The sequence below is a fragment of the Rhizobium sp. BK591 genome (assembly GCF_014195045.1).
Classification (GTDB): Bacteria; Pseudomonadota; Alphaproteobacteria; order Rhizobiales; family Rhizobiaceae; genus Rhizobium; species Rhizobium anhuiense.
Genome location: NZ_JACIAZ010000005.1, coordinates 240,236 through 265,581 on the forward strand (window position 1 = coordinate 240,236; position 25,346 = coordinate 265,581).

The window sequence follows — 25,346 nt, forward strand, 5'->3', positions numbered from 1 at the left end:
GTGAAAGTCAGGCCGCGGCTGCGGCCGTCAATTGCATGTCGAGATGCTTGCCATTGTGGCCGTTGATCGTGACCGGCACAAGTTCGCCGGGACGAAGGCCGGGCGCGGCAACCAGCGTGAAGTTCTCCGTATGCGCCAGGCCGTTGTTTTCAACAAGCAGCCATTGCCGGGTTCCGATCATCCGATCGAGATGGGACTGATGCAGCATATGTCCAGCGGCGCGCAGCCTGGCGGCGCGATCCTTGACCAGCGACCGGTCGAGCTGCGGCATGCGGGCAGCCGGCGTGCCGGGACGCGGGCTGTAGGGGAAGACGTGCAAATGCGCGATATCAGCCTCTTCAGCCAGCCGCACGGCATTGTCGAACATCTCTTCGGTTTCGGTTGGGAAGCCGGCGATCATATCGGCGCCGAAGCTCATCTCGGGTCGAAGACGGCGCGCCTCCTCGATGAAACGCAGCGCGTCGGCGCGTAAATGCCGCCGCTTCATGCGCTTCAGGATCATGTCGTCGCCATGCTGCAGCGACAGATGCAGATGCGGCATGAAACGCGGCTCGTCGGCAATCAGATCCATCAGGTGGGCATCGGCCTCGATGCTGTCGATCGAGGAAAGCCTGAGGCGGCGGATATCGGGGAGCTGCTTCAGCAGTGTCTTGGCCAGGAGGCCGAGCGTCGGGGCGCCGGGCAGATCGCCGCCATAGCTGGTGGCGTCGACACCGGTCAGCACGATCTCGCGATAACCACCGGCGACGAGATTGCGGGCCTGGTCGACGACGGCGCCCATCGGCACGGAGCGGGAATTGCCGCGACCATAGGGAATGATGCAGAAGGTGCAGCGGTGATCGCAGCCGTTCTGCACCTGGATGAAAGCGCGCACATGGCCGTCGATATGCCTGACCATCTGCGGCGCCGTCGCCTTGACGCTCATGATGTCGTTGACGCGGAGCTTCTCTTCGGCCGAGACGCCGAAATCCGGCAGGCTGCGATAGGAGGCGCTGGTCAGCTTCTCCTCATTGCCGAGCACGGCATCGACCTCTGCCATGTCGGCAAAGGCCTGCTTTTCCGTCTGCGCGGCGCAGCCGGTGACGATGATGCGGGCATGCGGATTGTCGCGCCGCGCCCGGCGGATCGCCTGGCGGGCCTGGCGCACGGCCTCGCCGGTGACGGCACAGGTATTGACCAGGATGGCATTGTTGAGCCCGGCCTTTTCAGCCTGCGCCTTCATCACTTCGGATTCATATGTGTTGAGGCGGCAGCCGAAGGTAATGACCTCGATACCGCTCACTGCGCCTCCGCCTCTCGGGTACCATCGCGCGACCAGAGACCCGTCGAAGGATCGAGTCTGCCCGACCATTCCCATTCGGCCGGGCCGGTCATGATGACGTGATCGTCGCGCTCGCGCCATTCGATGGAAAGTGCGGCCGGCGGCTTGGCGCTTGCCACATTGATCGTCACCTTGCGGCCGGTGCGGCCGGTGCGCGCAGCGCTGACGGCAGCCGAACAGGCGGCCGAGCCGCAGGCGAGCGTCAGTCCCGCGCCCCGCTCCCAGGTGCGCGTCGTCAGGGATGTCGGCGAGGTCACCTGCGCCAGCGTGATATTGGCGCGCTCGGGAAACATCGGATGATTTTCGAGCAGCGGTCCGAAACGGGCAAGATCATAGGACATCACGTCCCTGTCGACCCAGAAGATCGCATGCGGATTGCCCATCGACATCGCCGATGGCGAATGCAGCACCGGATTGTCGATCGGGCCGATCTGCAGTTCGATGCGGCTGGTGTCGTGGAATTCTTCCGCCAGCGGAATCCTGTCCCAATCAAAGACCGGCCGGCCCATATCGACCGAGATCGTCCCGTCCTCGTGCTCGACGGCATTGAGGATGCCGGCGACCGTCTGGAAGGTGAAGACCTTCCGGCCGGTTTCGGCGGCAAGCGCCTGCACGACGCAACGTGTACCGTTGCCGCAGGCCTGCGCCTTCGAGCCATCGGAATTCAGGATATCGATGAAGGCATCGGTGCCCTCGGCCTTCGGATCATGGATCGCCATGATCTGGTCGAACTCGGTCTGTGGATCCGCATTGAGCGCGACCGCCGCCGCCGGCGTCACCTTATCCGGCCGGCCGCGCATGTCGACGACCAGGATCTTGTTGCCAAGTCCGTTCATCCTCGCGAATTCGACCGTTGCACTCATGGTATCGTTCCGTCTGTCTTTCCGGTGTATATGGCGGAAATGCGCGGGAATTACCAGTGGGTGAGTGCCGGGCAGGCGTTACCGCTGCACACCGTCGCGATCGAAGGACGCAGCATGGGCTTCGACGATCGCTGCGGTGATGACCTTCCTCAACTCGTAGACCAGCGAGCGGGACCGTTTGCGATCCAGATCCTGTGCCGCCTTCGCAAGATTCAAGCCTTCGTTCAGAACAATATGATGAGCCCGCGCCAGCGCCCAGCTCTCAATATCAGGATCTATCATTCGATATCTCCGCCGATTCATTCGGCATCAAGGATATTCACGAATCATTTTACAGGAGGCACTTAAGTAGAAAATAGAATCATAAGCGGAATATTTTGCAACTGGCCCGCCCAGGGAATCCAGGCCGACAAGCGGAATTTTTGCCGGCAAAATCGGAAGAACCAAGCGGAACGCGCAATGCTATACACAAGTCGACTTGAACATGTACTTTCATGCCCTGTCCGCCGGCACATCCGCCGCGCCCACGTCAAACGGCCTTTGAAAAGCCGCCACGCGGTCATTTGTCCGCATTCACCTTGACTTTCGTGCAGCTTTCCTGTTTATCGCGCCCAATCCGCGACGAGCCGCATGACTCCGAGCCGCCGACCGGGACCCTGAGATCCCGGAGGTCAACACCCGACAGCGCGATGCGCCCTCGGGTGCTTTTTGGCTTTGCGTCTTGTTTTCGTCAAGGAAAAGCACGACGTTTCCGGGCATATCCCAACCCGCCCGAAACGTATCAAGGAAGAGCCGATGTTTGAAAACCTCCAGGACCGTCTTGGATCCATTCTGAATGGACTGACAGGCCGTGGCGCGCTTTCGGAAGCCGATGTTTCCGCAGCGCTGCGCGAGGTTCGCCGTGCGTTGCTGGAGGCCGACGTCGCGCTCGACGTCGTGCGTTCCTTCACTGACCGCGTGCGAGAAAAGGCCGTCGGCGCCGAGATCCTGAAGTCGATCAAGCCCGGCCAGATGGTCGTCAAGATCGTCCATGACGAACTGATCGAGATGCTGGGCGGCGAAGGGGTCGGCATCGACCTGCATGCGCCCGCCCCCGTCGTCGTCATGATGGTCGGTCTGCAGGGCTCCGGCAAGACGACGACGACGGCGAAGATCGCCAATCGCCTGTCGACGCGCGAGAAGAAGAAGGTGCTGATGGCGTCGCTCGACACGCGCCGTCCGGCAGCCCAGGAGCAGCTTCGCCAGCTTGGCGCCCAGGCCAATATCGATACGCTGCCCATCATTTCAGGCCAGTCGCCGACGGATATTGCCGCGCGCGCCGTACAGGCGGCCAAGCTCGGCGGCCATGACGTCGTCATCCTCGATACCGCCGGCCGCACGCATATCGACGAGCCCTTGATGGTCGAGATGGCCGACATCAAGAAGCGCTCGAACCCGCATGAAATCCTGCTGGTCGCCGACAGCCTCACCGGCCAGGACGCCGTCAACCTCGCCCGCAATTTCGACGAACGCGTCGGCATCACCGGTCTGGTGCTGACCCGCATGGACGGCGACGGCCGCGGTGGTGCGGCCCTTTCGATGCGCGCCGTCACCGGCAAGCCGATCAAGCTGATCGGCGTCGGCGAGAAGATGAGCGAGCTGGAGGAATTCCATCCCCGCCGCATCGCCGACCGCATCCTCGGCATGGGCGACATCGTCTCGCTCGTCGAGCGCGCTGCGGAGAATATCGACGCCGAGAAGGCGGCCGCCATGGCCGCCAAGATGGCCAAGGGCAAGTTCGACCTCGACGACCTCGCCGATCAGCTGCGCCAGATGCAGAAGATGGGCGGCATGGGCGGCATCATGGGCATGATGCCCGGCATGGCCGGCATGAAGGACAAGATGGCCGCAGCCGGCCTCGACGACAAGCTTTTCGGCCGCCAGATCGCCATCATCCAGTCGATGACCAAGGCCGAGCGCGCCAATCCCGACCTGCTCAAGCATTCGCGTAAGAAGCGCATCGCCGCCGGTTCCGGCACCGATGCCGCCGCCATCAACAAGCTTCTGAAGATGCACCGCCAGATGGCGGACATGATGAAGATGATGGGCGGCAAGGGCAAAGGCGGCATGATGAAGCAGATGATGGGCGGCCTTGCCGGCAAGATGGGACTTGGCGGCTTGGGCGGCATGGGCGGCGGCATGCCCGATCTCTCGAATATCGATCCCCGGCAGCTCGAGGCCCTGCAGAAGCAGGCGGAAGCGGCGGGACTTGGAAAACCGGGTGGGGGTATGCCCGGTCTCGGCGGTCTGCCGGGTGGTTTGCCAGGCCTCGGCGGCGCCAAGCTGCCGGGCCTTGGCGGTGGGTTCCCGGGATTGCCCGGATTGCCGAAGAAGAAGTGAAAGGATCGCTTGCCCCATGATTGATCCAAACGTCAAAGCCCAGCTCGCGAGCTATCGTCAGTCGATCGACAATATCGATGCCGCTCTCGTGCACATGCTGGCCGAACGCTTCCGCTGCACCAAAGAGGTCGGCGTGCTGAAGGCCAAATACAATCTGCCGCCGGCCGACCCGGCGCGCGAGGAATACCAGATCGAACGCCTTCGCCAGCTGGCGAAAACCGCCAATCTGGATCCGGATTTCGCTGAGAAGTTCCTGAACTTCGTCATCAAGGAAGTCATCCGGCATCATGAGCAGATCGCTGCGGATCACGCTGAACAGAGCGCTGCAGCCCGATAACCCGTACCACCGAACCAGGTGGTCAAGAAAAGCCTAAGGAGTAAAGAACATGGCACTGAAAATTCGTCTCGCCCGCGGTGGCTCCAAGAAGCGCCCGTACTACCACGTCGTTCTCGCCGATGCGCGCAGCCCGCGTGACGGCCGCTTCCTGGAAAACCTCGGTTCCTGGAACCCGATGCTTGCCAAGGACGACGAGAAGCGCGTTCAGCTGAACGCCGAGCGCATCAAGCACTGGATCGAAAACGGCGCCCAGCCGACCGACCGTGTTCTGCGCTTCCTCGATGAAGCCGGCGTTGCCAAGCGCGAAACCAAGAACAACCCGATCAAGGCAAAGCCGGGCAAGCGCGCCCAGGAGCGCGCCGCCGAAAAGGCTCAGAAGGTTGCCGACGCAGCCGCTGCTGCTGCCGACGCCGCGGAATAATCGGGACTTCCCTCGATCGAGCGGGCGGCATGGCGACATGCCGCCCGTTTTCGTTTCCAATCTTGCGCACTTCGTTTATGAGAAACCTGTCTTTCGGCTTCACATGAAGGAACCCATGACAAAGCTTGAAAACCCCGTTCTGATGGCGACGATCGGTGGCGCGCAGGGCCTCCGGGGCGAGGTGCGCGCCAAGGCCTATACGGCCGATCCCAGCGCGCTTGGCGACTACGGCCATCTCCACAGCATGGACGGCCGCAGTTTCGAAGTCCTCGAAATCCGCGAGACCAAGAATGTCGTCGTCGTCCGTTTCCGCGGCGTCAACGACCGCAATGCCGCCGAGGCGCTGAACGGACTTGAGCTCTATATCGAACGCGACAACCTGCCGGACGAGGAACTGGAGGACGACGAGTTCTACTATGCCGATCTCGAAGGGCTCGAAGCGCTAGATGACAAGGGTGTCAGCTACGGCACGGTCACCGGCGTCTTCGATTTCGGCGCCGGCGATCTCCTGGAACTCAAAGGCCCGGGCAAGCGCCCAGTGCTGATCCCCTTCTCCGAAGCCTCGGTGCTGGAGATCGATCTCGAGGCCGGCACACTGCTGATCGATCCGCTGGCGGCGGGACTGGTCGACGATCCCGAAGAGCTTTCGAAATTCACCGCGGACAAGCCGAAAAAGAAGAAGTGACGCCATGGCTTTCCGGGCGAGCGTGCTGACACTCTATCCGGAGATGTTTCCGGGACATCTGGGCTTCTCGCTCGCCGGCAAGGCGATGGAGCGCGGGCAATGGTCGCTGGACGCGGTGCAGATCCGCGACTTCGCCACCGACAGGCACCGCAGCGTCGACGACACCCCTGCCGGCGGCGGCGCCGGAATGGTGCTGAAACCCGACGTTCTCGCCCGTGCGATCGACAGCGTCTCGGAAAACGATACCCGCCCGCGGCTGCTGATGAGCCCGCGCGGCCGGCCGCTGACACAGGAGCGTGTGCGCGCGCTCGCGGCAGGCGACGGCGTCATCATCGTCTGCGGCCGTTTCGAGGGTGTCGACCAGCGGGTGATTGAGGCGCGCGGACTGGAAGAGGTCTCGATCGGCGACTATGTGCTGTCAGGCGGCGAGCCGGCCGCATTGATCGTCCTCGATGCGATCATCCGCATCCTGCCAGGCGTCATGGGCAACGATCTTTCCGGCCTGCACGAAAGCTTCGAAGGCGGACTGCTGGAACATCCCCATTATACCCGGCCGCAGGAGTGGGAAGGCCGCGAAATTCCCTCCGTCCTCACCTCGGGCAACCACGGCGCCATCGAGAAATGGCGGCACCAGGAGGCGGTGCGGCTGACCGAGCTGCGCCGCCCGGATCTGCTCGAAAAGGCCAGAAACGAGAAAAACGGCTGATTTCGCGGCCCTTTTCACAAAAATGCCGTCCAAGGGATGACAAGCCCTGGCCTTTCGTGTATTGGCGCACGCGGAAATGGGGTTTATCCCCGTCTGCCAGCAAACAAAGAATGGCGAATCCGCTCCCGCCCTTGATGGGCAAAGTCCTGAGGCCAGTTCCGAAGGATCAGTGTCGAGCGCTCTGGCTGTTTCAGAAGAACCAAAGGTTAAGACGATGAACATCATTCAGCAGCTTGAGGCCGAACAGGCCGCCAAGATCGAAGCCAAGCGCACGCTTCCCGAATTTTCCCCGGGCGACACCGTCCGCGTCAACGTGAAGGTCACGGAAGGCAACCGTACCCGCGTTCAGGCCTATGAAGGCGTCTGCATCGCCCGCTCCGGCGGCGGCCTGCAGGAAAACTTCACGGTCCGCAAGATCTCCTACGGCGAAGGCGTCGAGCGCGTATTCCCGGTCTACTCGCCGATGATCGAAAGCGTCGACGTCGTTCGCCGCGGTAAGGTCCGTCGCGCCAAGCTCTATTACCTCCGCGACCGTCGCGGCAAGTCTGCCCGTATCGTTGAAGACACCGGCGTCCGCGCCCGCAAGCTCAACGACGCCGAGCGCGCCGCCATTGCCGAGGAAAAGGCACGCATCGAAGCTGAAAAGGTTGCAGCAGCCCAGGCGCTCGCCGCCGAGAAGGCAGCAGCAGAAGCTGCGGAAGCCAAGGCCGCTGCTGAAGCAGCAGCCGCTGCCGCTGCCGCTGCAGCGGAACCGGCAGCAGAATAAGATCTGCACCACGCAAAATTCTTTGCTTGAAGCAAAATTCTTCGCTTGGAAAGGCGGCCTCCGGGTCGCCTTTTCTATTTTTTGTTTGGCCACGCAGCTGGCGGCCTTGCCTCGGGCCTATCTTCCGTGACAGTTTTTGCCGTTCAATTTTTAGGAACCATTCAATGTTGTTTCGTCGTACCGTTCTTGCGAGCTTCGCCGCCCTTGCTCTTGCCCCCCTGGCCGCATCGGCCGCCGAATTGCCTGATCTCGGCGGCAAGAGTGTCGTCGTCGTGACCGAGAATGCCTATCCACCGCTGCAATTCGTCGATCCGAAATCGGGCAAGGCGATCGGCTGGGAATATGATGCGATGAACGAGATCGCCAAGCGGCTGAATTTCAAGGTCGAATACCAGAACACCAGCTGGGACGCGATGATCCAGGCAGTGTCCGACGGCCAGTACAACATCGGCATGACCGGCATCACCATCAAGGAAGACCGCAAGCAGAAGGTGGATTTCTCCGACCCCTATATGCGCTCGCAGCAGTTCATGCTGGTGCGCGGCGACGAGAAGCGTTTCACCGATGCCAAGTCCTTCGGCGAATTCAAGGATGGCCTGGTCGGCGCGCAGCCCGGCACCACGCCCTTCTACACCGCTGTCTATGAAGTGCTGGATGGCAACGAGCAGAACCCGCGCATCAAGCTCTTCGAAACCTTCGGCGCCACCGTCCAGGCATTGAAGGCCGGCGACGTCGACGTCGTGCTGACCGATGGCACCGCCGGCAAAGGATATGTCGATGCTTCAGGCGGCGCCCTGAAGCTGATCGGCGAGCCGCTCGGCACCGAGGATTTCGGCTTCATCTTCCCGAAGGGGTCCGATCTCGTCGCCCCCGTCAACGCCGCCATTTCAGCACTCAAGGCCGACGGCACGCTGGATGGGCTGAACAAGAAGTGGTTCCTCGACTACAAGATGGGCGAATGATGCCGAGCAGCCGCTAGACGAATGGCCCTGCAAACATCTTCCCACAGACCCGTCAAGGACGACTATCCCTGGTGGCTGGTCGCGCTCGTCGCGATCGGCATCGTCCTTGCCGTTGTCATCATCACCAACGATATCTATGCTCAGGTCTTTCGCACCGTCGTCAACGGTGTCGGCATCACCGTCTTCGTGACGCTGGTCGCCTTCGTGCTCGCCACCGTGCTCGGCCTCGGCATCTGCCTGCTCGGCATGGCCGACAGCCCGGTGTTGCGCCAGATCGCACGGTTCTACATCGAGATCATCCGCGGCATCCCAATCCTCGTGCTGCTGTTCTATGTCGCCTTCGTCGGTGCGCCGGCACTGGTCGCAGCCTATAATTTCCTGATTTCGCCGCTGGTGACGTCAGGCATGGCCGAGCCCATCCTGGTGCGCGATCTCTCACTGATGTGGCGGGCGGTCATCGCGCTGACGATCGGTTATTCCTCCTTCATCGCCGAGATCTTTCGGGCCGGTTTCCAGTCGGTCGATATCGGCCAGATCGAGGCGGCCAAGGCGCTCGGTCTCTCGCGCTACCGGCGTTTCCGCTCCGTCGTCTTTCCGCAGGCGATCCGGGTGATCTTCCCGCCGCTCTCCAACGATTTCGTTTCGATGGTCAAGGACAGCTCGCTCGTCTCCGTGCTCGGCGTCGCCGACATCACCCAGATGGGCAAGGTCTACGCCGCCGGCTCCTTCCGCTTCTTCGAGACCTATTCGATCGTCACCTATATCTACCTGATCCTGACGATCGGCCTGTCGCTGGTCCTGCGGCGGACGGAGAAGTGGCTGAAGTCGCGGTGAACGAAGCCAACTTTTTGCCTGCGTCTTTTTCAGGAGCAATTTCTAGGTTGCAAAGTCTTGGAGTCTTTAGATGACCGCGCCTCTCCCGTTTTTCTTGGCGATCGTTGTTTTTGCCAGCACGATATCATTTCCGGCTGAAGCCACCGAATTTCCCGCGTTTCAAGGGGAATTTTGTACGGAAGTCGCAAAGCAGCCGATAAAGCCCGCCGACCGCTTCCTTGCTCTTATACAATGCAATCGCTCCGAAAATCGCTTTAAGGAGCAATTGCAGAAACATTGGTTCCTGGTTACCGACGATGACATGAAATTCTGTATGAAATCTAAGGGAACCATGGATGAGATTAAATCCTATCAGCAGCTCATGGGATGCCTTTCATCTATCGTTGGTCAAAAATGCTATTCGGGAACACTGACTTGTCGCGGAAAAACGCTGTGACGATACGATTCCTAGAGTTTTCGGTCGCCGCGCTTCTTTTGGTAGCCACTATTGGAGAACCGTATTCTGTAGAAGCAGCAGAGTTGCCTGAATATGACGACTCATACTGTGTCCGGCTAACCTCAAAGATGCTGAATGCGGATGAAAAAAACATCGAGACAAACAAGTGTCTTCAGGATGAGGCTGACGCAAAGAAGAAGCTCGCTGAGCACTGGACGATCGTCTCGGAAAAATCATTCGCCTACTGCCGCACTTTGGGCCAGGGATCTTATCGGCCGCTCCTACGCTGCTTGGCAGGCAATGTCGGCTATCGTTGCTTTGAAGACGAACTAAGCTGTAACTGGAATTGAGGCCGACAGTTCACCCAGGGATATTCGACTCTGTAATCCGATTTATCCACTGGAGCATGTGACTTAGCAGAACATTGCTCAGGCGGTGGAAAGTTGATATATGCAGGCGATGGAATCCAAGTTCAGATGCACTGGCGCGCATATTTTCGTGCTGCAGGACCATTATCGCCTGCCGGCGCGGTTTTTTGCCTGCGTGTCCGGTGCGCTCAACAGCCGACTTCGTTGATCGAATGACGGCCGCGGAGCCTGATCCGCATTCTCGATTTTCCAAAGCTTCCAAAAAAACGGACTTAACGCCATGAGCGCACCGCGTACCCTCTACGACAAGATCTGGGACGATCATCTGGTCGACGAACAGGCAGACGGCACCTGTCTTCTCTACATCGACCGCCATCTGGTCCACGAAGTCACCTCGCCGCAGGCGTTCGAAGGCCTGCGCATGACCGGCCGCAAGGTTCGCGCCCCGGAAAAGACGCTGGCCGTCGTCGACCATAACGTCCCGACCTCGCCCGATCGCCACCTCGGCATCAAGAACGAGGAAAGCCGCATCCAGGTGGAGGCGCTCGCCACCAACGCCGCCGAATTCGGCGTCGAATATTATTCGGCAAGCGACAAGCGCCAGGGCATCGTTCACATCGTCGGCCCGGAACAGGGCTTCACCCTGCCCGGCATGACCATCGTCTGCGGTGACAGCCACACCTCGACGCACGGCGCCTTCGGCGCGCTGGCGCATGGCATCGGCACCTCCGAGGTCGAGCATGTTCTGGCGACCCAGACGCTGATCCAGAAGAAGGCGAAGAACATGCTGGTGCGTGTCGACGGCCTGCTTCCGCCGCACGTTACCGCCAAGGACATCATCCTTGCCATCATCGGCGAGATCGGCACCGCCGGCGGCACCGGCCACGTCATCGAATTTGCCGGCGAAGCGATCCGCGCGCTGTCGATGGAAGGCCGCATGACCATCTGCAACATGACGATCGAAGGCGGCGCCCGCGCCGGCCTCATCGCGCCTGACGAAAAGACCTTCGAATACATCAAGGGCAAGCCGCGCGCGCCGAAGGGCGAGGCGCTGGAACAGGCGATCGCTTATTGGAAGACGCTGCAGACCGACGAAGGCGCTCACTATGACCGCGTCGTCGTCCTCGACGCCGCCAGCCTGCCGCCGATCGTCTCCTGGGGCTCCTCGCCCGAGGACGTCATCTCCGTCCAGGGCATCGTTCCGAACCCCGACGATATCCAGGACGAAACCAAACGCACCTCCAAGTGGCGCGCGCTCGACTATATGGGCCTGAAGCCGGGCACCAAGATGACCGACATCACGCTCGACCGCGTCTTCATCGGCTCCTGCACCAACGGCCGTATCGAGGATCTGCGCGAAGTCGCCAAGGTCGTCGAAGGCAAGACGGTTGCCCCGACCGTCGACGCGATGATCGTTCCGGGCTCAGGCCTCGTCAAGGAACAGGCGGAAGCCGAAGGTCTCGACAAGATCTTCAAGGCCGCCGGTTTCGACTGGCGCGAGCCGGGCTGCTCCATGTGCCTTGCCATGAACGACGACCGCCTGAAGCCGGGCGAACGCTGTGCCTCGACCTCGAACCGCAACTTCGAAGGCCGTCAGGGCTTCAAGGGCCGCACGCATCTCGTCTCGCCGGCAATGGCAGCGGCAGCCGCGATCGCCGGACACTTCGTCGATATCCGCGAGTGGAATTGATCCGTCAAAACGGATGACAGTCCGAAGCCCCCGATGCCTCCTGAAGGCATCGGGGGCTTCGCATTTTATGGTACCCTGTCTCATCGGGCGATGCCCCATATCCGTGTCAGTGCATGACCCGAGTTCCCGATTTCACCCGTTCGGGCAATCGACATCGAAGAATGCCTGTGGCTTCATCGACATGGCGCTTTCAGGCGCAACTCGCGCGACGTTCGACAGGCACCGCTTTCGGGCGTCCGTTACCGGCCTCGGCGATCAACTGGCCTGGCTGCACCAGGAAAGCTCCGCGTTGTGTGATCTGGGAGAATAGCCATGAGACCGAAAATGGCAGGACGCCTGCCGCGAACCATCCTGGGCGTATTCGTATCGCTGGCATCGATCGATGTCGCTGCTGCCGCGCCGATCCATCCGACACCGCCGCCGGTGATCTCTTCCGCCCTGCTGCAACAGGTCGCGCAAAGCAAGATACCGTCCCTCAACGGGTATCGCGGCTACAGCAGCGCCCGGGCTGGCTATATCAGGAGCTCGAACGGCTACTGGTATCCCGCGCGCGCTTTCAATGCTTCGGACGAATATACCGGCTCGATCGGACGGCCGCAGCGCCTGAACAATGCCTGCAACTTCGGTTTTACCCCGACCAACGGCTCGTCCAAATGTAATTATTGATGCGACCGCCATACAAAGGCCGCCGCGGGCGATCTCTCCCGGGGCGGCCGCTGATTGGCTTAGCAATGATTGGGACGGCGATCAGAAGGTTGCTGTGTGCGGATCCGGTCCCATGCGGGCGTCGGCGCTGTCGAGCTTGGCGATCGCCGCCATGTCATCGGCATCGAGCTTGAAGTCGAACACCTTAAAATTCTCCTCGATGCGCGATGGCGTCACCGATTTCGGGATGACGACGAGGCCGGTGTCGATGTGCCAGCGGATGATCACCTGTGCCGGCGTCTTCTGATGCTTTTTGGCGATCTCGCCGATCACGGCGTTCGAGATGAACTTGCCCTGGCCGAGTGGGCTCCAGGATTCGGTGACGATGTTAAGTTTCTGATGAGCCTCCTGCGCCGCCTTCTGCTGGAAGTCGGGGTGCAGCTCGATCTGGTTGATGACGGGAACGACGCCGGTTTCGCCGATGATGCGCTCCAGATGTTCGGGATAGAAATTCGACACGCCGATCGAACGGGCGCGGCCCTCTTCCCGGATGCGCACGAAAGCTTTCCAGGTCTCGGTATAAAGACCGCGATGCGGCGACGGCCAGTGGATGAGATAGAGATCGACATACTCCGAACCGAGCTTCTTCAGGCTGCCGTCGAAGGCGCGCAGCGCATTGTCGTAGCCCTGGTCGGTATTCCTGAGCTTGGTGGTGACGAAGATGTCCTTGCGGTCGAGGCCGGAGGAGCGAATGCCTTCGCCGACGCCCTCTTCATTGTCGTAGCCGGAAGCAGTATCGATATGGCGGTAGCCTGCGGCGATCGCCGTCCGCACGGTCGGAGCGGCGATCTCCTGCGGCGTCTGCCAGACACCGAGGCCGACCTGGGGAATGGAATGTCCGTCATGGAAAGTGATGATGGGTTGAGCGGTCACACTATATCTCCGGGAGTTTGAAGAATTGGACGAGGCATGAATTGCGTCCGCACCTGCGGGCGTCCCGGAACGCATTTCAGCCGGAGCGTTCGGTCACCGAAAACATATAGGCGGCCGCATCCGGAAGACAATCAGACGACCCGGACAATCGTTCCCTGTCGAAGGTGCGGCAGCAGGCGGCGCATGTCGCGCAGGCTCACCGCGACGCAGCCGGCCGTCGGCTCATAGCCTGGCCGGATCAGATGGAAGAAGATCGCCGAGCCGCGATTGCGCGCACGCGAGGAAATGTTCCAGTCCATCACCAGGCAGATATCGTAGAGCCCGTCGCTGCGCCGCATCTCCTCATGACTTGCGCCGAACGGCGCCCTGACGAGACGGTTGTAGCTGGCATTGCCGGACTGATCGCACCAGAGCATGTCGGCACGTATGCGGCGGATGGGAAGCGGCGTGACGAGCCGGCCGTTCCGCTCGCCCCGCCGGAAGCCTGATATCAGCCTCATCGAGGCGATCGGCGTGGCGCCGTCGCCCTCGCGTTTCATGACCGTGCGGCCGGAACGGCCGATCGCGGCAGGCACGGTGATCGCGCCAAGCCGGACGATCGCCCGGCTCTTACGCCCCGGCGCAGGGCGCACCACGATCGTCGATGGCGTCATGCCCCGTCCCTGCCTTGTTTTTTCCATTTTTCTCGCATGTCTTGCATTGTCTGGGGCTTTGATTGAAATCATATGAAAACCTGCGCGGCAACAGCCTGCGCCCGATCCTTGCCAAACCAGGAATTTGGCGTAGGACTAGGGGACTTAACATGAGGAAAGCAAGGGCATGACCGCACGCACCATTCTTCTGGTGGATGACGACGATGACCTTCGTCAGACCCTGACGGAGCAATTGTCGCTGTATGAGGAATTTTCGGTTTTGCAGGAAGCCAACGCCGGCAAGGGTGTTGCGACCGCCCGCTCGACACCGGTCGATCTGCTGATCATGGATGTCGGCCTGCCCGATATGGACGGCCGCGAGGCGGTGAAACTGCTGCGCAAGGGCGGCTTCAAGGCGCCGATCATCATGCTGACCGGCCACGATACCGATTCGGACACGATCCTCGGCCTCGAAGCCGGCGCCAACGACTATGTCACCAAGCCCTTCCGTTTCGCCGTTCTGCTCGCGCGTATCCGGGTGCAACTGCGCCAGCACGAGCAGAGCGAGGATGCGACCTTCACCGTCGGCCCCTACCTCTTCAAGCCGAGCCAGAAGTTGCTCACCACCGACAATGGTCAGAAGATCCGGCTGACGGAAAAGGAAGCGGCGATCATCCGCTATCTCTACCGTGCCGAACAGAAGGTGGTCACCCGCGACGTGCTTCTCGAGGAAGTCTGGGGCTATAATTCCGGCGTAACGACGCATACGCTGGAAACCCACGTCTACCGCCTGCGCCAGAAGATCGAGCGCGACCCCTCCAATGCCGAAATCCTCGTCACGGAAAACGGCGGCTACAAGATCATACCCTAGAGCATTTCCGTTTTCTCCGAATCACCGAAATGCTCTATCTCTGCGTTTCACGCAATTCCGGACGCAAAATCGCTCCGTACTAAGGCGAAAAGCCCGCATGGCGCTGACCGACGATATCAACCTGCTCGCGCAGCTTCCTCTGTTCAAGGACATGAACGAGGATCAGCTGCGGTTGATCGCCTTCGGCGCCGACCGGCGCATGATCGCCGCCGGCCAGATGCTGTTTCGCCAGGGCTCGCCCGCCGAGAGCGCCTACGTCATCCTCAGCGGTAGCCTGGAACTGAGCGCGACGAGCAGCGACGGCATGCAGAGGACAGAGGGGGTCGCCGGTCCCGGAACGCTGGTTTCCGAGCTGGCACTGGTCACCTTGGTGGAGCGCAAGTTCACGGCCATCGCGCGCGAGGACACCAGCATCATCCGCATCACCCGTGCCCTCTTCCACCGGCTGATCGAGGAATATCCGGACGCAGCCCGACTGATCGAGAACCGCATCCGCGACAATCTCGCCGAACTTGCGGCAAAGGCCGCAAGCCAGTTCTACCGCTTCAGCTAAGACTGATAGAGACAGCGCGTCCGAAAGGACGCGCTAGAAATCGAAATGCGCCGTCACCGGCACGTGGTCGGAGGGCCGGTCCCAGCCACGCGCCTCCTTCAGGATCTCGATCCGCTTCAGATGCGGCCCGAGATCCGATGACGACCAGATATGGTCGAGACGGCGGCCGCGATCGGCGGCCTCCCAGTCCTTGGCGCGGTAGCTCCACCAGGTGTAGAGCTTCTCGCTGGCCGGCACATGCTGGCGCATGAGATCGAGCCAGGCGCCGCGCTTCATCACCTCGAGCAGCCCCTCGGTTTCGACGGGCGTATGGCTGACGATCTTCAGAAGCTGCTTGTGCGACCAGACGTCGTGCTCCAGCGGCGCGATATTGAGGTCGCCGACGAGGATGGCCGAGGTATTGGCCTCGCCATTGGCTTTCAGCAGCTTCATCTCCTCGATGAAATCGAGCTTGTGGCCGAATTTCGGATTGATCGTCCGATCAGGCTCGTCGCCGCCGGCCGGGACGTAGAAATTGTGCAGCCGGACGCGGCGATTGCCGTGCTCGAAGATCGCCGAGATGTGGCGGGCATCGCCGACGCCGCAATAATCCTGGCGGTGATCCTCGGTCAGCGGAATGCGCGAAGCGATCGCCACGCCGTGATAGCCCTTCTGACCGTGGATGATGATGTGGTTATAGCCCATCGCCCGCAGCGGTGCCGCCGGAAACAGCTCGTTCGTCACCTTGGTTTCCTGCAGGCACAGGATATCAGGCCTGTGCTTGAGGACGAGTTGCTCGACGATCGGCATGCGCAGCCGCACCGAGTTGATGTTCCAGGTGGTGATCGAAAAACCCATGCCCGATGCCCTCTCGCGTCCAATGCCCGCGTGTCGGCCGAGCTGCAGCTCGACGCGACGCGCTTTCATGAAAGGGCTTTAGAATAAACGCGGACGCGAGGGAACCGGCCGCGTGCGAAAGCAACCGAAAAGCTCAGTCGCGCGACTGAGGCGTGCCTGGGATGCTCTCATACGGCACGCGGAAGACGCGATCATCGAACTGCATGCCCGTCTTGACGTTGAAGATCATCACCGAGGTGTCCTTGCCCTGATTGTCGGTGATCGTCCATTGACGCAGGTCGTAGGTCTTCGGGTCGAACATCATGGTGATGGTCGAGTTTCCAAACACCGTATTGTTGCCGAGCGCGATCGTCGTCAGGTCCGACTCCTCCTTCACGCCCTTCACCATGCCGGCCGACAGGTCGATGCGCTGCGCCAGGAGCAGGCTGAGCGGGGTCTTGGAGAGCGGATAGAGATCCCAGGTCTTGAGCTTCGTATTGCCGATGGCGACGTTCTTGCCGTCAGCGATCACCCGCATCGGCGACGGGTCGTCATAATTGAAGCGCAGCTTGCCTGGGCGCTGGATGAAGAACTTGCCGCCGGTCTGCTCGCCGCGCGGGCCGAACTGCACGAATTCGCCCTGCATCGTCGTGACGCCGGAAAAATGGTCGGCGATTGCCTGCGCGGTGCCGGAGGCGGGAGCCGCCGCCTGAGCGTAGGCGCCGAGGGGAATGGCGCTCGCCACCGCAGCGACGGCAAAGGCGCCGAGCAGATCGCGGCGCGTTACCGTCAGGCCGGAGAGGAAGGTATCGGAGTGACTCATCTAAATCTCCTTTATGCGATCTGCATGCTGCCGAAAGGCGGCGTCTTCAAGGCATTGCGATCGGCCTGCGAGAGGTAACGGCTTCGATGCTGTCAGGTTTCCGCAAAAGCGGCTGCATCGGAAATATATGGCTGTTCTGTCAGCGGTCGAGGATGTCGCCTTCGGTGGGAACGAGAATCTCGCGTTTGCCGGCATGGTTGGCCGGTCCGATGATGCCTTCCTTCTCCATGCGCTCGACGAGCGAGGCGGCACGGTTGTAGCCGATGCCGAGCCGGCGCTGGACGTAGGAGGTCGAGGCCTTGCCGTCGCGTAGCACGATGGCGACCGCCTGGTCGTAGGGATCTTCCGAATCGGACAGGTTGGAGGTGCCGGCCGGACCGCCGCCACCGCCGCCGTAATCGCCGTCGTCATCGTCATCGGCAGTGATCGCATCGAGATATTGCGGCGAGCCCTGGGTCTTCAGGTAGGAGACGATCTCTTCCACCTCGACATCCGAAACGAACGGGCCGTGCACGCGCTGGATACGCCCGCCGCCCGCCATATAAAGCATGTCGCCCATGCCGAGCAGCTGCTCGGCGCCCTGTTCGCCGAGAATGGTGCGGCTGTCGATCTTCGAGGTCACCTGGAAGGAAATGCGGGTCGGGAAGTTTGCCTTGATCGTGCCGGTGATGACATCGACCGATGGGCGCTGTGTCGCCATGATCACGTGGATGCCGGCGGCGCGCGCCATCTGCGCCAGCCGCTGCACGGCGCCTTCGATGTCCTTGCCGGCGACCATCATCAGGTCAGCCATCTCGTCGATGATGACGACGATATAGGGCATCGGCCTGAGATCGAATTCTTCGGTCTCGTACATCGCCTCGCCGGTATGGCGATCGAAGCCGGTCTGCACCGTGCGCGAGATCGCCTCGCCCTTCGACAGCGCCTGCTCGACGCGGGTGTTGAAGCCGTCGATGTTGCGCACGCCGATCTTCGACATCTTCTTGTAGCGCTCTTCCATCTCGCGCACGGTCCATTTGAGCGCGACGACGGCCTTCTTCGGATCGGTGACGACAGGCGAAAGCAGATGCGGGATGCCGTCATAGACGGAGAGTTCGAGCATCTTGGGGTCGATCATGATCAGCCGGCACTGTTCCGGCGTCATGCGGTAGAGCAGGGACAGGATCATCGTATTGATGGCGACCGACTTGCCCGAGCCGGTGGTGCCGGCAACAAGCAGATGCGGCATCTTGGCGAGGTCGGCGATGACGGCTTCGCCGCCGATCGTCTTGCCCAGCGCCATGGCGAGCTTCGCCTTGCTGCCTTCGAAATCCCGGGAGGCGATGAGTTCGCGCAGATAGACGGTCTCGCGCGTCTGGTTGGGCAATTCGATGCCGATCGCGTTGCGGCCGGGCACGACAGCGACACGGGCGGCAATGGCGCTCATCGAGCGGGCGATATCATCGGCAAGGCCGATGACCCGCGACGACTTGATGCCGGGCGCCGGCTCCAGTTCGTAGAGTGTCACGACAGGGCCGGGGCGGACATGGATGATGTCGCCCTTGACGCCGAAATCTTCGAGCACGCCTTCGAGCATCCGGGCATTCTGCTCCAGCGCGTCGGCCGAGAGCGTGGAATCGCGCACGACATTCTTGGGTTCGGCGAGCAGATGCATCGAGGGAAGCTGGAAACCCTCGGGACGGATGAACGAGCCCTGTGCCTCCCGCTCGATGCGGGCGCTGGGCTTCGGACGCGCCACCACGGGAACGACGCGCGGCTCCGGCTTGCCGGCGGGTTTTGCCGGCGCGCGGATCATCCAGTCGTCGTCATCGTCGTCGGGCAGGATATCGGCCGGGCGCGGCGGCATGTCGGCATCGAAGGGCAGATCGTCGTCATCATCGTCGTCATCGATGGAGAGCGACGGCGCAGAGACGATGCGGCGCGGTGATGCCGCCCTTGCCCCCATCGATGGCTCCATCGACGGTTCCATACGCTCGCCGCGGACGGTTGGCGCCTTGGCGCGCACGGGTTCGTTCAGCGTGCCGAACTCGTCATCGTTGAAATCATAGGGTGATTCGTAATCACCCTGGCGCCGCTTGCGCGGCCCCATGCCGAAGAGCCGGCGCAGCCGGCCCTGGCTCATGTACCAGGCATGCGTCATGGCGCCGCTGAAAGCCACCCAGCGGGACTCATCGTCCTCCTCGTCCTCGTCTCCGACGACGCGGGCCTTGCTACGCGTTTCGACGTAATCCTCCTCGATTTCCTCGTCTACGTCGCTGCGACCGACAAGGCCCGATGCAAAGAGCATCAGCCAGGCGGTCGGCGCGGCGAAGATGCAGCCGACGACCATGGCGAAGGTGCCTGTGGGATAGGTGCCGACGAAAAGTGCGGGAAAACGCAGGATCATATCGCCGACGACACCGCCGATGCCGTTCGGGATCGGCCAGGTGAGCGGCGGCGGAAAACAGCCGAGGACGGCGCAGGAAAGCACCGAACCGCCGAACCAGGCGCCGGCACGGGCGGGAATACGGCTGAAGCGACGGCCCGAGATCAGCGTCAGCGCCCAGGCGACGATCGGCAGCATCGAAACGACGCTGGCAAGGCCGAGGAACTGCATGACGATATCGGCAAAGGCCGCACCGCTATAACCGAGAATATTCGTCGGCAGGTTGGCGGTCGCGTAGGAATAGCTCGGATCCGCGACATTCCATGTCGCCAGCGCCGCGACGCAGAACGCCAGCAGCAGAAAGATCGCAAAGCCGATGAGCGCCTGGATCTGCCGCAGCATGAATGCCGAGAAGGAGAACCGATCCGGACGGCCATCCATTGCCGGCGACGTGCTTCTTGCCATGTGTCTAACCCGTCCAATGCCTGAGGACACGCGAATCGCTGAAGCTTCGTCGTGCCAAAATGCGTCCGCTCTACCTAATCAGAGCCGGGTTAAAGCGATGTTAACCATGCATGCCTGGACGACAATTCCGGACGGGGAAATGAAAAAGACCCGAACCTTGGAAGGTTCGGGCCAAATGCGGTCTATGGCAGCTTTTCCGGGTCTAACCCGGAAAAGCTCTAGATAGGCCGCGACGGGCCATTCAGCGGCGCCCTTTTGCCGGGCGCCGCAAACCCTGTGATCAGGAAGAGTGGTAGGCGGCTTCGCCGTGGGTCGAAAGGTCGAGACCTTCGCGCTCGGCTTCGACGGTGACGCGCAGGCCGATGACGACGTCGACGATCTTGTAGAGGATCGCCGAACCGATACCCGACCACAGCAGCGTCGTCAGCACGCCCTTGGCCTGGTTCAAGACCTGGGTTGCCGTACCGGCATAGGAGGCTGCGAAATCGGCTGTCGAATAATCGACGATGCCTGCACCGCCGAGCGCCGGGTTGACGAGGATACCGGTGCCGAGAGCGCCGATGATGCCGCCGACGCAATGGACGCCGAAGACATCGAGGCTGTCATCGTAGTTGAACTTGTTCTTTACGACGTCGACGAAGAAGTAGCAGACCGGCGAAACGATGAGGCCGAGAACGATCGAACCCATCGGGCCGGCAAAGCCTGCCGCCGGGGTGATGGCGACGAGACCGGCGACGGCGCCGGAAGCACCACCGAGCATGGAAGCCTTGCCGCGGGTGAGGGTTTCGACGATGCACCAGGACACAGCGGCGGCAGCCGTTGCGACGAAGGTGTTGATAAAGGCAAGCGAGGCATAGGAATTGGCTTCGAGGTTGGAGCCGGCATTGAAGCCGAACCAGCCGACCCAGAGCAGCGAGGCGCCGACCATGGTCAGCGTCATCGAATGCGGAGCCATGATTTCCTTCTTATAGCCCGTGCGCTTGCCGAGCATGATGGCGCCGACGAGGCCCGCGATACCGGCATTGATGTGAACGACCGTGCCGCCGGCAAAGTCGATTGCGCCATAGGAGAAGATCAGGCCGGCTGGCGACGTGTAGGAGCTCGGACCGCCCCAGAACCAGACCATGTGCGCCATCGGGAAGTAGATGAAGGTGACCCAAAGCACGACGAAGAGCATGACGGCCGAGAACTTGATGCGCTCGGCGAATGCGCCGACGATCAGGCCGGGCGTGATGCAGGCGAAGGTCATCTGGAATACGATGAAGGTGTATTCCGGAATGGCGACGCCCTTCGAGAAGGTTTCGACGAGCGACGTGGTGTTGACGCCGGCCAGGAACGCCTTGGAGAAGCCGCCGACGAAGCTGTTCAGCGAGCCGCCATCGGTGAAGGCGAGCGAATAGCCGTAGGTCACCCAGATCAGCGCCACGACGGCGGTGATCATGAAGACCTGCATCAGCACGGAGAGCATGTTCTTGGCGCGGACGAGACCGCCGTAGAAAAGCGCAAGGCCGGGGATGGTCATCAGCAGGACGAGCGCCGAGGAGACGAGCATCCAGGTATTGTCACCCTTGTCCATGGTGAGAGCAGGAGCGGCAGCAGCGGCAGCGGCTGGCGCAGCCTCCTGCGCAAAAGCCACAGCCGGCGCCAGAAGGGCAGCCGTTGCTGCGCAAGTCAGCGCAAAGGCGGAAGAAAACTTCGAAAGTGACATTGGAAAAAGCTCCTTGATCTGCCGTTCTTACAGCGCTTCTGAATCGGTTTCGCCCGTACGGATGCGCACGGCATGGTCGATCGAATAGACGAAAATCTTGCCGTCGCCGATCTGACCGGTCTTGGCCGATGCCGCGATGGCTTCGACCGCCCTGTCGACGAGTTCCGATGCAACGGCGATTTCGATCTTGAGCTTCGGCAGGAAGCTGACCGCATATTCGGTGCCGCGATAGATTTCGGTATGTCCCTTCTGGCGCCCGTAGCCCTTCACTTCGGTCACGGTCAGCCCCTGAATACCGATCGCCGTAAGAGCTTCGCGGACCTCATCGAGCTTGAACGGCTTGATAATGGCCATCACAATTTTCATCTGGTTTCCCATCCTTCGTTATCCTCGGCGCGGAGCCGACTCTCCTTGCCGCTGACGTTCCTGAACAGCGACCGGCGATATACATTCAAGGGGCGTGCCAGATTCGAGGCAACTTATAAGTTATTGAAAAATAAAGGTTATAATAAGGAATGCCAATAAACAGGCAATTGACCGGCCAATAAGCGCACAAATAATGCGCAAATTTACAAATATGCACATTATTTATTCATTTGCCTTTTTCCGAATCAGACCTTCCTGCGCAACGGAGGCGATCAGCTCACCCGTTCGGGTAAACAGGCAGCCCCGGGTCAACCCCCTGGCGCCCGAAGCCGACGGGCTATCCTGCGTATAGAGCAACCAGTCGTCGAGCTTGCAGGGTCGGTGGAACCACATGGAATGATCGAGGCTCGCCACCTGTAGGCTCTGGTCGAAGATGGACGTGCCGTGCGCATAGAGCGACGTATCGAGCAGCGTCATATCCGAGAGATAGGCAAGCACCGCCGCCTGATAGAGTCGGTCGTCGGGAACCGGGCCGGTGGCGCGCACCCAGACATCTTGCCTGGGATCGAGCTTCTTGTCGGAAAAATAATGCGTCAGCGAGACCGGGCGGATCTCGATCGGCCGCTCGCGCTGCCAGTATTTTCGGATCGCCTCCGGCGCATGCGCAAGATATTCTTCCTTGATCTGCTGTTCGCCGAGCAGCGCTTCGGGCATTTCGACCTCGGGCATTGCGATCTGGTGCTCGAAGCCCGGTTCCTCCACCTGGAAGGAGGCCGACAGCGCAAAGATCGCCTTGCCGTGCTGGATGGCGACAACACGCCGCGTGTTGAAGCTCGATCCGTCGCGAATGCGCTCCGCCTGGTAGACGATCGGCACCGAGGGATCGCCGGGGCGCATGAAATAGGCATGCAGCGAATGGACGAAACGCTCGCCTTCGATGGTGCGCTGCGCCGCCATCAGCGCCTGGCCGATCACCTGCCCCCCGAAGACCCGCTGCCATCCGACCTTGGGACTGCGACCGCGGAAGATATCGACCTCGATCGGCTCAAGGTCGAGCGTCGAAAGCAACGTCTCCATCGCCGAAGGTCCTGATGTCTCGCGCGTCATTTTCTATGTCTCCCGGCGGTAGGAAGTGAAGTTGCGATGATCTATATAGATCACATCTGAGGCACAAGGTACGGGAGCGGCGCGATGCTGGACATGCTGGTTGTGGGCGGGGGTTATGTCGGCCTGTCCGCTGCTGTCGCGGTCAAACAGGCAGCACCCCATCTGAATGTCGCGGTCGTCGAGGCGGCTCCCGAGCATGTCTGGAAAAACGATACGCGCGCCTCCGCCATCATCGCGGCGGCGGCAAAGATGCTCGAGGTCTTTGGCATCTGGGACGAGATCGAGCCGGAGGCCCAGCCGATCACCAAAATGATCGTCACCGACTCCAGGACTTCTGATCCGGTGCGCCCGGTTTTTCTGACCTTCGACGGCGAAGTCGCCGAAGGCCGGCCCTTCGCCCACATGATCCCGAATGTCGCAATGGTCGCAGCGCTGCGCGGCGCCTGCGAGCGGCTCGGCATCGACATCCGCCACGGGCTCGGCGCCACCGAGCTGAAGACCCACGACACCCATGCCACCGTCACGCTTTCGGACGGCAGCGCGCTGGAGACCCGGCTGCTGGTTGCCTGCGACGGCGTGCGCTCGACGTTGCGCGATCTTGCCGGCATCAGGACCGTCACCTGGGACTACGGCCAGTCCGGCATCGTCGCGACCGTCGAACACGAGCGGCCGCATGACGGATGCGCCGAGGAGCATTTTCTGCCGGCCGGCCCCTTCGCCATCCTGCCGCTGAAGAACAACCGCTCCTCGCTCGTCTGGACGGAGCGGACGCCGGATGCCAACCGGCTGGTGGCCGCCGACGATCTGATCTTCGAGGAGGAGCTCGAACGCCGCTTCGGCCACAAGCTTGGCAGCCTGAAAGTCATTGGCGACAAGCGCGCCTTCCCGCTCGGCCTCACCCTGGCGCGCTCCTTCGTCGCGCCGCGTTTCGCGCTGGCCGGCGACGCCGCCCACGGCATCCATCCGATCTCGGGCCAGGGCCTCAATCTCGGCTTCAAGGATGTGGCGGCGCTTGCCGAAACCATTGTCGACGCCGATCGCCTCGGCCTCGACATCGGCTCGATCAACATCCTCGAACGCTACCAGACCTGGCGGCGCTTCGACACGTTCCGCATGGGCGTGACCACCGACGTGCTGAACCGGCTCTTTTCCAACGATGCAACGCCGATCCGCATCGCCCGCGACGTCGGCCTCGGTCTCGTCGACCGGCTGCCGCGCCTCAAATCCTTCTTCATCGGCCAGGCGGCCGGAACGACGGCAAAGGACAATCCGCGCCTTCTGGCCGGCGAGATGATTTAACCTTTGTTTTTACGCAATTGCCGGCAAAAGCGCTTCGCGCTCTGCCTGGGAAACCGCTTCGCACTTTTTCCTGGAATTGCTTTATTCGTCGAGGCGGCGGGCTTCGGACACCAGCATGATCGGAATGCCGTCGCGGATCGGATAGGCCAGCCGCGCCTTTTCCGAGACAAGCTCATTGTGCTCGCGATCATAGGAAAGCCGCCCCTTGGAGAGCGGGCAGACCAGGAGATCGAGCAGCTTCGGATCGACGCGGCTGAGTTTTTCGTCCATGGCTGAAGTCTACTGCAGAACCGTGTCGGAGTCACCGAAGACACGCGCCAGCACGATTTCGGTAATGGCGATCAGCGTCTCGGCCCGCGTCTTCAGGTCGGGCGCCTCGAGCAGCGCCTGTTTTTCCGCCGGCCCGAAGGGCGACATCATCGCGAGGGAATTGACAAGCGTCAGATTGCTCGCCCGCTCGACGCTCTCCCAGTCGGCCTCCAGCTTGTTGGCATCGAGATAGGCCTTGAAGGCAGTCAGAAGCGCAGCGCGGTCGACCGCGTCCTCCTCGTTCGCGGCCGAGAGATCGGCGATGAACGGGGCGATCCGGAAGGTGCGGAAGGGATCGCTGGTGGCTTTCTCCTCCAAGAGCCGGAAGCGGCAGACACCGGTCAGTGAAACGATATAGCGCCCGTCGCCGGTCTCGGCGAAGGAGGTGATGCGGCCGAGGCAGCCGACAGCGGCAAGATTGGGCTCGCCGCCCTTGTCCTCGTGTTCGCCGAGCGCCGGCTGCACCATGCCGATCAGCCGGTTTCCGGTCAGTGCCGCATCCAGCATCGCCAGATAGCGCGGCTCGAAAATGTTGAGGGGGAGCTGCCCGGCCGGCAGGAGAAGGGCGCCGGTCAGGGGGAAGACGGCGATTGAATCAGGCAGATCGCCCGGCTTCAGGTATCTGGCATTCCCGACTTGCATGAAACCGTCCCGCATTCTTGTAACGGGCATGCCCGTTCTGACGA

At 61.6% G+C, this 25,346-nt stretch carries 29 protein-coding genes; 16 read left to right on the top strand and 13 right to left on the bottom strand.

The genetic code is table 11. The annotated features are described in order from the left end of the window. Positions 1-7: 7 nt before the first annotated feature. The 3 genes from mtaB to FHX10_RS23185 form a co-directional block, all read right to left on the bottom strand. Complete coding sequence (mtaB, locus tag FHX10_RS23175; RefSeq protein ID WP_183845234.1) at positions 8-1,282, bottom strand: tRNA (N(6)-L-threonylcarbamoyladenosine(37)-C(2))-methylthiotransferase MtaB; 1,275 nt, start codon at positions 1,280-1,282, stop codon at positions 8-10. Further along, positions 1,279-2,184 (bottom strand): diaminopimelate epimerase, encoded by a 906-nt coding sequence (gene dapF / locus FHX10_RS23180; protein WP_097631151.1) that lies wholly within the window; start codon positions 2,182-2,184, stop codon positions 1,279-1,281. The genes mtaB and dapF overlap by 4 nt, the downstream gene beginning before the upstream one ends. A gap of 78 nt (positions 2,185-2,262) precedes the next feature. Further along, positions 2,263-2,487 carry a hypothetical protein gene (locus FHX10_RS23185; RefSeq protein ID WP_028756611.1) on the bottom strand — a complete coding sequence of 75 codons (225 nt, stop codon included), beginning with the start codon at positions 2,485-2,487 and terminating at the stop codon, positions 2,263-2,265. A gap of 492 nt (positions 2,488-2,979) precedes the next feature. Here FHX10_RS23185 and ffh point away from each other — a divergent pair, with 492 nt between their 5' ends. From ffh to FHX10_RS23245, 13 genes are all read left to right on the top strand, one after another. After that, positions 2,980-4,563, top strand: a complete 1,584-nt coding sequence (gene ffh / locus FHX10_RS23190) for a signal recognition particle protein (protein WP_028756610.1) — start codon at positions 2,980-2,982, stop codon at positions 4,561-4,563. 16 nt (positions 4,564-4,579) lie between these two features. After that, a complete protein-coding gene (locus FHX10_RS23195; RefSeq protein ID WP_027682490.1) occupies positions 4,580-4,900 on the top strand; it encodes a chorismate mutase in 321 nt (106 codons plus the stop codon). Between the two features lie 49 nt (positions 4,901-4,949). After that, positions 4,950-5,321, top strand: a complete 372-nt coding sequence (gene rpsP / locus FHX10_RS23200; protein WP_028756609.1) for a 30S ribosomal protein S16 — start codon at positions 4,950-4,952, stop codon at positions 5,319-5,321. A gap of 115 nt (positions 5,322-5,436) precedes the next feature. Beyond that, the gene (rimM, locus tag FHX10_RS23205) at positions 5,437-6,006 is read left to right on the top strand and encodes a ribosome maturation factor RimM (protein ID WP_028758033.1); all 570 of its coding nucleotides are present in this window, start codon (positions 5,437-5,439) and stop codon (positions 6,004-6,006) included. Positions 6,007-6,010: 4 nt separating this feature from the next. Beyond that, positions 6,011-6,712, top strand: a complete 702-nt coding sequence (gene trmD / locus FHX10_RS23210; protein ID WP_132574361.1) for a tRNA (guanosine(37)-N1)-methyltransferase TrmD — start codon at positions 6,011-6,013, stop codon at positions 6,710-6,712. A gap of 214 nt (positions 6,713-6,926) precedes the next feature. After that, positions 6,927-7,478 carry a 50S ribosomal protein L19 gene (rplS, locus tag FHX10_RS23215; protein ID WP_132574363.1) on the top strand — a complete coding sequence of 184 codons (552 nt, stop codon included), beginning with the start codon at positions 6,927-6,929 and terminating at the stop codon, positions 7,476-7,478. Between the two features lie 164 nt (positions 7,479-7,642). Continuing rightward, entirely contained in the window at positions 7,643-8,440 is a 798-nt protein-coding gene (locus tag FHX10_RS23220) for a basic amino acid ABC transporter substrate-binding protein (protein ID WP_063473818.1), read from the top strand. A gap of 21 nt (positions 8,441-8,461) precedes the next feature. Next, positions 8,462-9,274, top strand: a complete 813-nt coding sequence (locus FHX10_RS23225) for an amino acid ABC transporter permease (RefSeq protein ID WP_132574365.1) — start codon at positions 8,462-8,464, stop codon at positions 9,272-9,274. Positions 9,275-9,344: 70 nt separating this feature from the next. Continuing rightward, positions 9,345-9,710, top strand: coding sequence for a hypothetical protein (locus FHX10_RS23230; RefSeq protein WP_132574367.1), 366 nt, complete (start codon positions 9,345-9,347; stop codon positions 9,708-9,710). Beyond that, positions 9,707-10,060 (top strand): hypothetical protein, encoded by a 354-nt coding sequence (locus FHX10_RS23235; protein WP_132574369.1) that lies wholly within the window; start codon positions 9,707-9,709, stop codon positions 10,058-10,060. The genes FHX10_RS23230 and FHX10_RS23235 overlap by 4 nt, the downstream gene beginning before the upstream one ends. A 100-nt stretch (positions 10,061-10,160) precedes the next feature. Next, positions 10,161-10,286 (top strand): hypothetical protein, encoded by a 126-nt coding sequence (locus tag FHX10_RS35490; protein ID WP_281413926.1) that lies wholly within the window; start codon positions 10,161-10,163, stop codon positions 10,284-10,286. Positions 10,287-10,358: 72 nt separating this feature from the next. Next, positions 10,359-11,768, top strand: a complete 1,410-nt coding sequence (leuC, locus tag FHX10_RS23240; protein ID WP_028757783.1) for a 3-isopropylmalate dehydratase large subunit — start codon at positions 10,359-10,361, stop codon at positions 11,766-11,768. Positions 11,769-12,080: 312 nt separating this feature from the next. Beyond that, a complete protein-coding gene (locus FHX10_RS23245) occupies positions 12,081-12,434 on the top strand; it encodes a hypothetical protein (RefSeq protein WP_047616056.1) in 354 nt (117 codons plus the stop codon). Positions 12,435-12,515: 81 nt separating this feature from the next. Here FHX10_RS23245 and FHX10_RS23250 read toward each other — a convergent pair whose 3' ends face one another. After that, positions 12,516-13,346, bottom strand: coding sequence for an aldo/keto reductase (locus FHX10_RS23250; RefSeq protein ID WP_063473819.1), 831 nt, complete (start codon positions 13,344-13,346; stop codon positions 12,516-12,518). 131 nt (positions 13,347-13,477) lie between these two features. Beyond that, positions 13,478-13,999 carry a L,D-transpeptidase gene (locus FHX10_RS23255; protein WP_063473820.1) on the bottom strand — a complete coding sequence of 174 codons (522 nt, stop codon included), beginning with the start codon at positions 13,997-13,999 and terminating at the stop codon, positions 13,478-13,480. A 166-nt stretch (positions 14,000-14,165) separates the two neighbouring features. On the opposite strand from FHX10_RS23255, the gene FHX10_RS23260 reads away from it, so the two are divergent. Continuing rightward, positions 14,166-14,849 carry a response regulator transcription factor gene (locus tag FHX10_RS23260; protein WP_003582964.1) on the top strand — a complete coding sequence of 228 codons (684 nt, stop codon included), beginning with the start codon at positions 14,166-14,168 and terminating at the stop codon, positions 14,847-14,849. Between the two features lie 97 nt (positions 14,850-14,946). After that, positions 14,947-15,402 (top strand): cyclic nucleotide-binding domain-containing protein, encoded by a 456-nt coding sequence (locus FHX10_RS23265; protein ID WP_028757779.1) that lies wholly within the window; start codon positions 14,947-14,949, stop codon positions 15,400-15,402. Positions 15,403-15,435: 33 nt separating this feature from the next. Here FHX10_RS23265 and FHX10_RS23270 read toward each other — a convergent pair whose 3' ends face one another. The 6 genes from FHX10_RS23270 to tesB all read right to left on the bottom strand — a co-directional run bounded on the left by FHX10_RS23270 (position 15,436) and on the right by tesB (position 23,052). Beyond that, complete coding sequence (locus FHX10_RS23270) at positions 15,436-16,239, bottom strand: exodeoxyribonuclease III (protein WP_028757778.1); 804 nt, start codon at positions 16,237-16,239, stop codon at positions 15,436-15,438. A gap of 133 nt (positions 16,240-16,372) precedes the next feature. Beyond that, on the bottom strand, positions 16,373-17,041 hold the full coding sequence (locus tag FHX10_RS23275; protein ID WP_028757777.1) for an outer membrane lipoprotein carrier protein LolA: 669 nt from the start codon (positions 17,039-17,041) through the stop codon (positions 16,373-16,375). Positions 17,042-17,180: 139 nt separating this feature from the next. Next, the gene (locus FHX10_RS23280; RefSeq protein ID WP_028757776.1) at positions 17,181-19,871 is read right to left on the bottom strand and encodes a DNA translocase FtsK; all 2,691 of its coding nucleotides are present in this window, start codon (positions 19,869-19,871) and stop codon (positions 17,181-17,183) included. 280 nt (positions 19,872-20,151) lie between these two features. Beyond that, positions 20,152-21,579: an ammonium transporter gene (locus FHX10_RS23285; protein WP_028757775.1), complete on the bottom strand. Its 1,428-nt coding sequence runs from the start codon at positions 21,577-21,579 to the stop codon at positions 20,152-20,154. A gap of 27 nt (positions 21,580-21,606) precedes the next feature. Further along, positions 21,607-21,957, bottom strand: coding sequence for a P-II family nitrogen regulator (locus FHX10_RS23290; RefSeq protein ID WP_003543684.1), 351 nt, complete (start codon positions 21,955-21,957; stop codon positions 21,607-21,609). Positions 21,958-22,167: 210 nt separating this feature from the next. Continuing rightward, positions 22,168-23,052 (bottom strand): acyl-CoA thioesterase II, encoded by an 885-nt coding sequence (gene tesB, locus FHX10_RS23295; RefSeq protein ID WP_047615662.1) that lies wholly within the window; start codon positions 23,050-23,052, stop codon positions 22,168-22,170. A gap of 84 nt (positions 23,053-23,136) precedes the next feature. Here tesB and FHX10_RS23300 point away from each other — a divergent pair, with 84 nt between their 5' ends. Beyond that, positions 23,137-24,351, top strand: a complete 1,215-nt coding sequence (locus FHX10_RS23300) for a ubiquinone biosynthesis hydroxylase (RefSeq protein WP_047615665.1) — start codon at positions 23,137-23,139, stop codon at positions 24,349-24,351. 81 nt (positions 24,352-24,432) lie between these two features. Here FHX10_RS23300 and FHX10_RS23305 read toward each other — a convergent pair whose 3' ends face one another. Together FHX10_RS23305 and FHX10_RS23310 are read right to left on the bottom strand one after the other, a co-directional pair. Beyond that, on the bottom strand, positions 24,433-24,621 hold the full coding sequence (locus FHX10_RS23305; RefSeq protein ID WP_003589705.1) for a Trm112 family protein: 189 nt from the start codon (positions 24,619-24,621) through the stop codon (positions 24,433-24,435). Between the two features lie 9 nt (positions 24,622-24,630). Continuing rightward, on the bottom strand, positions 24,631-25,317 hold the full coding sequence (locus tag FHX10_RS23310) for an LON peptidase substrate-binding domain-containing protein (RefSeq protein ID WP_025554693.1): 687 nt from the start codon (positions 25,315-25,317) through the stop codon (positions 24,631-24,633). Positions 25,318-25,346 lie beyond the last annotated feature (29 nt).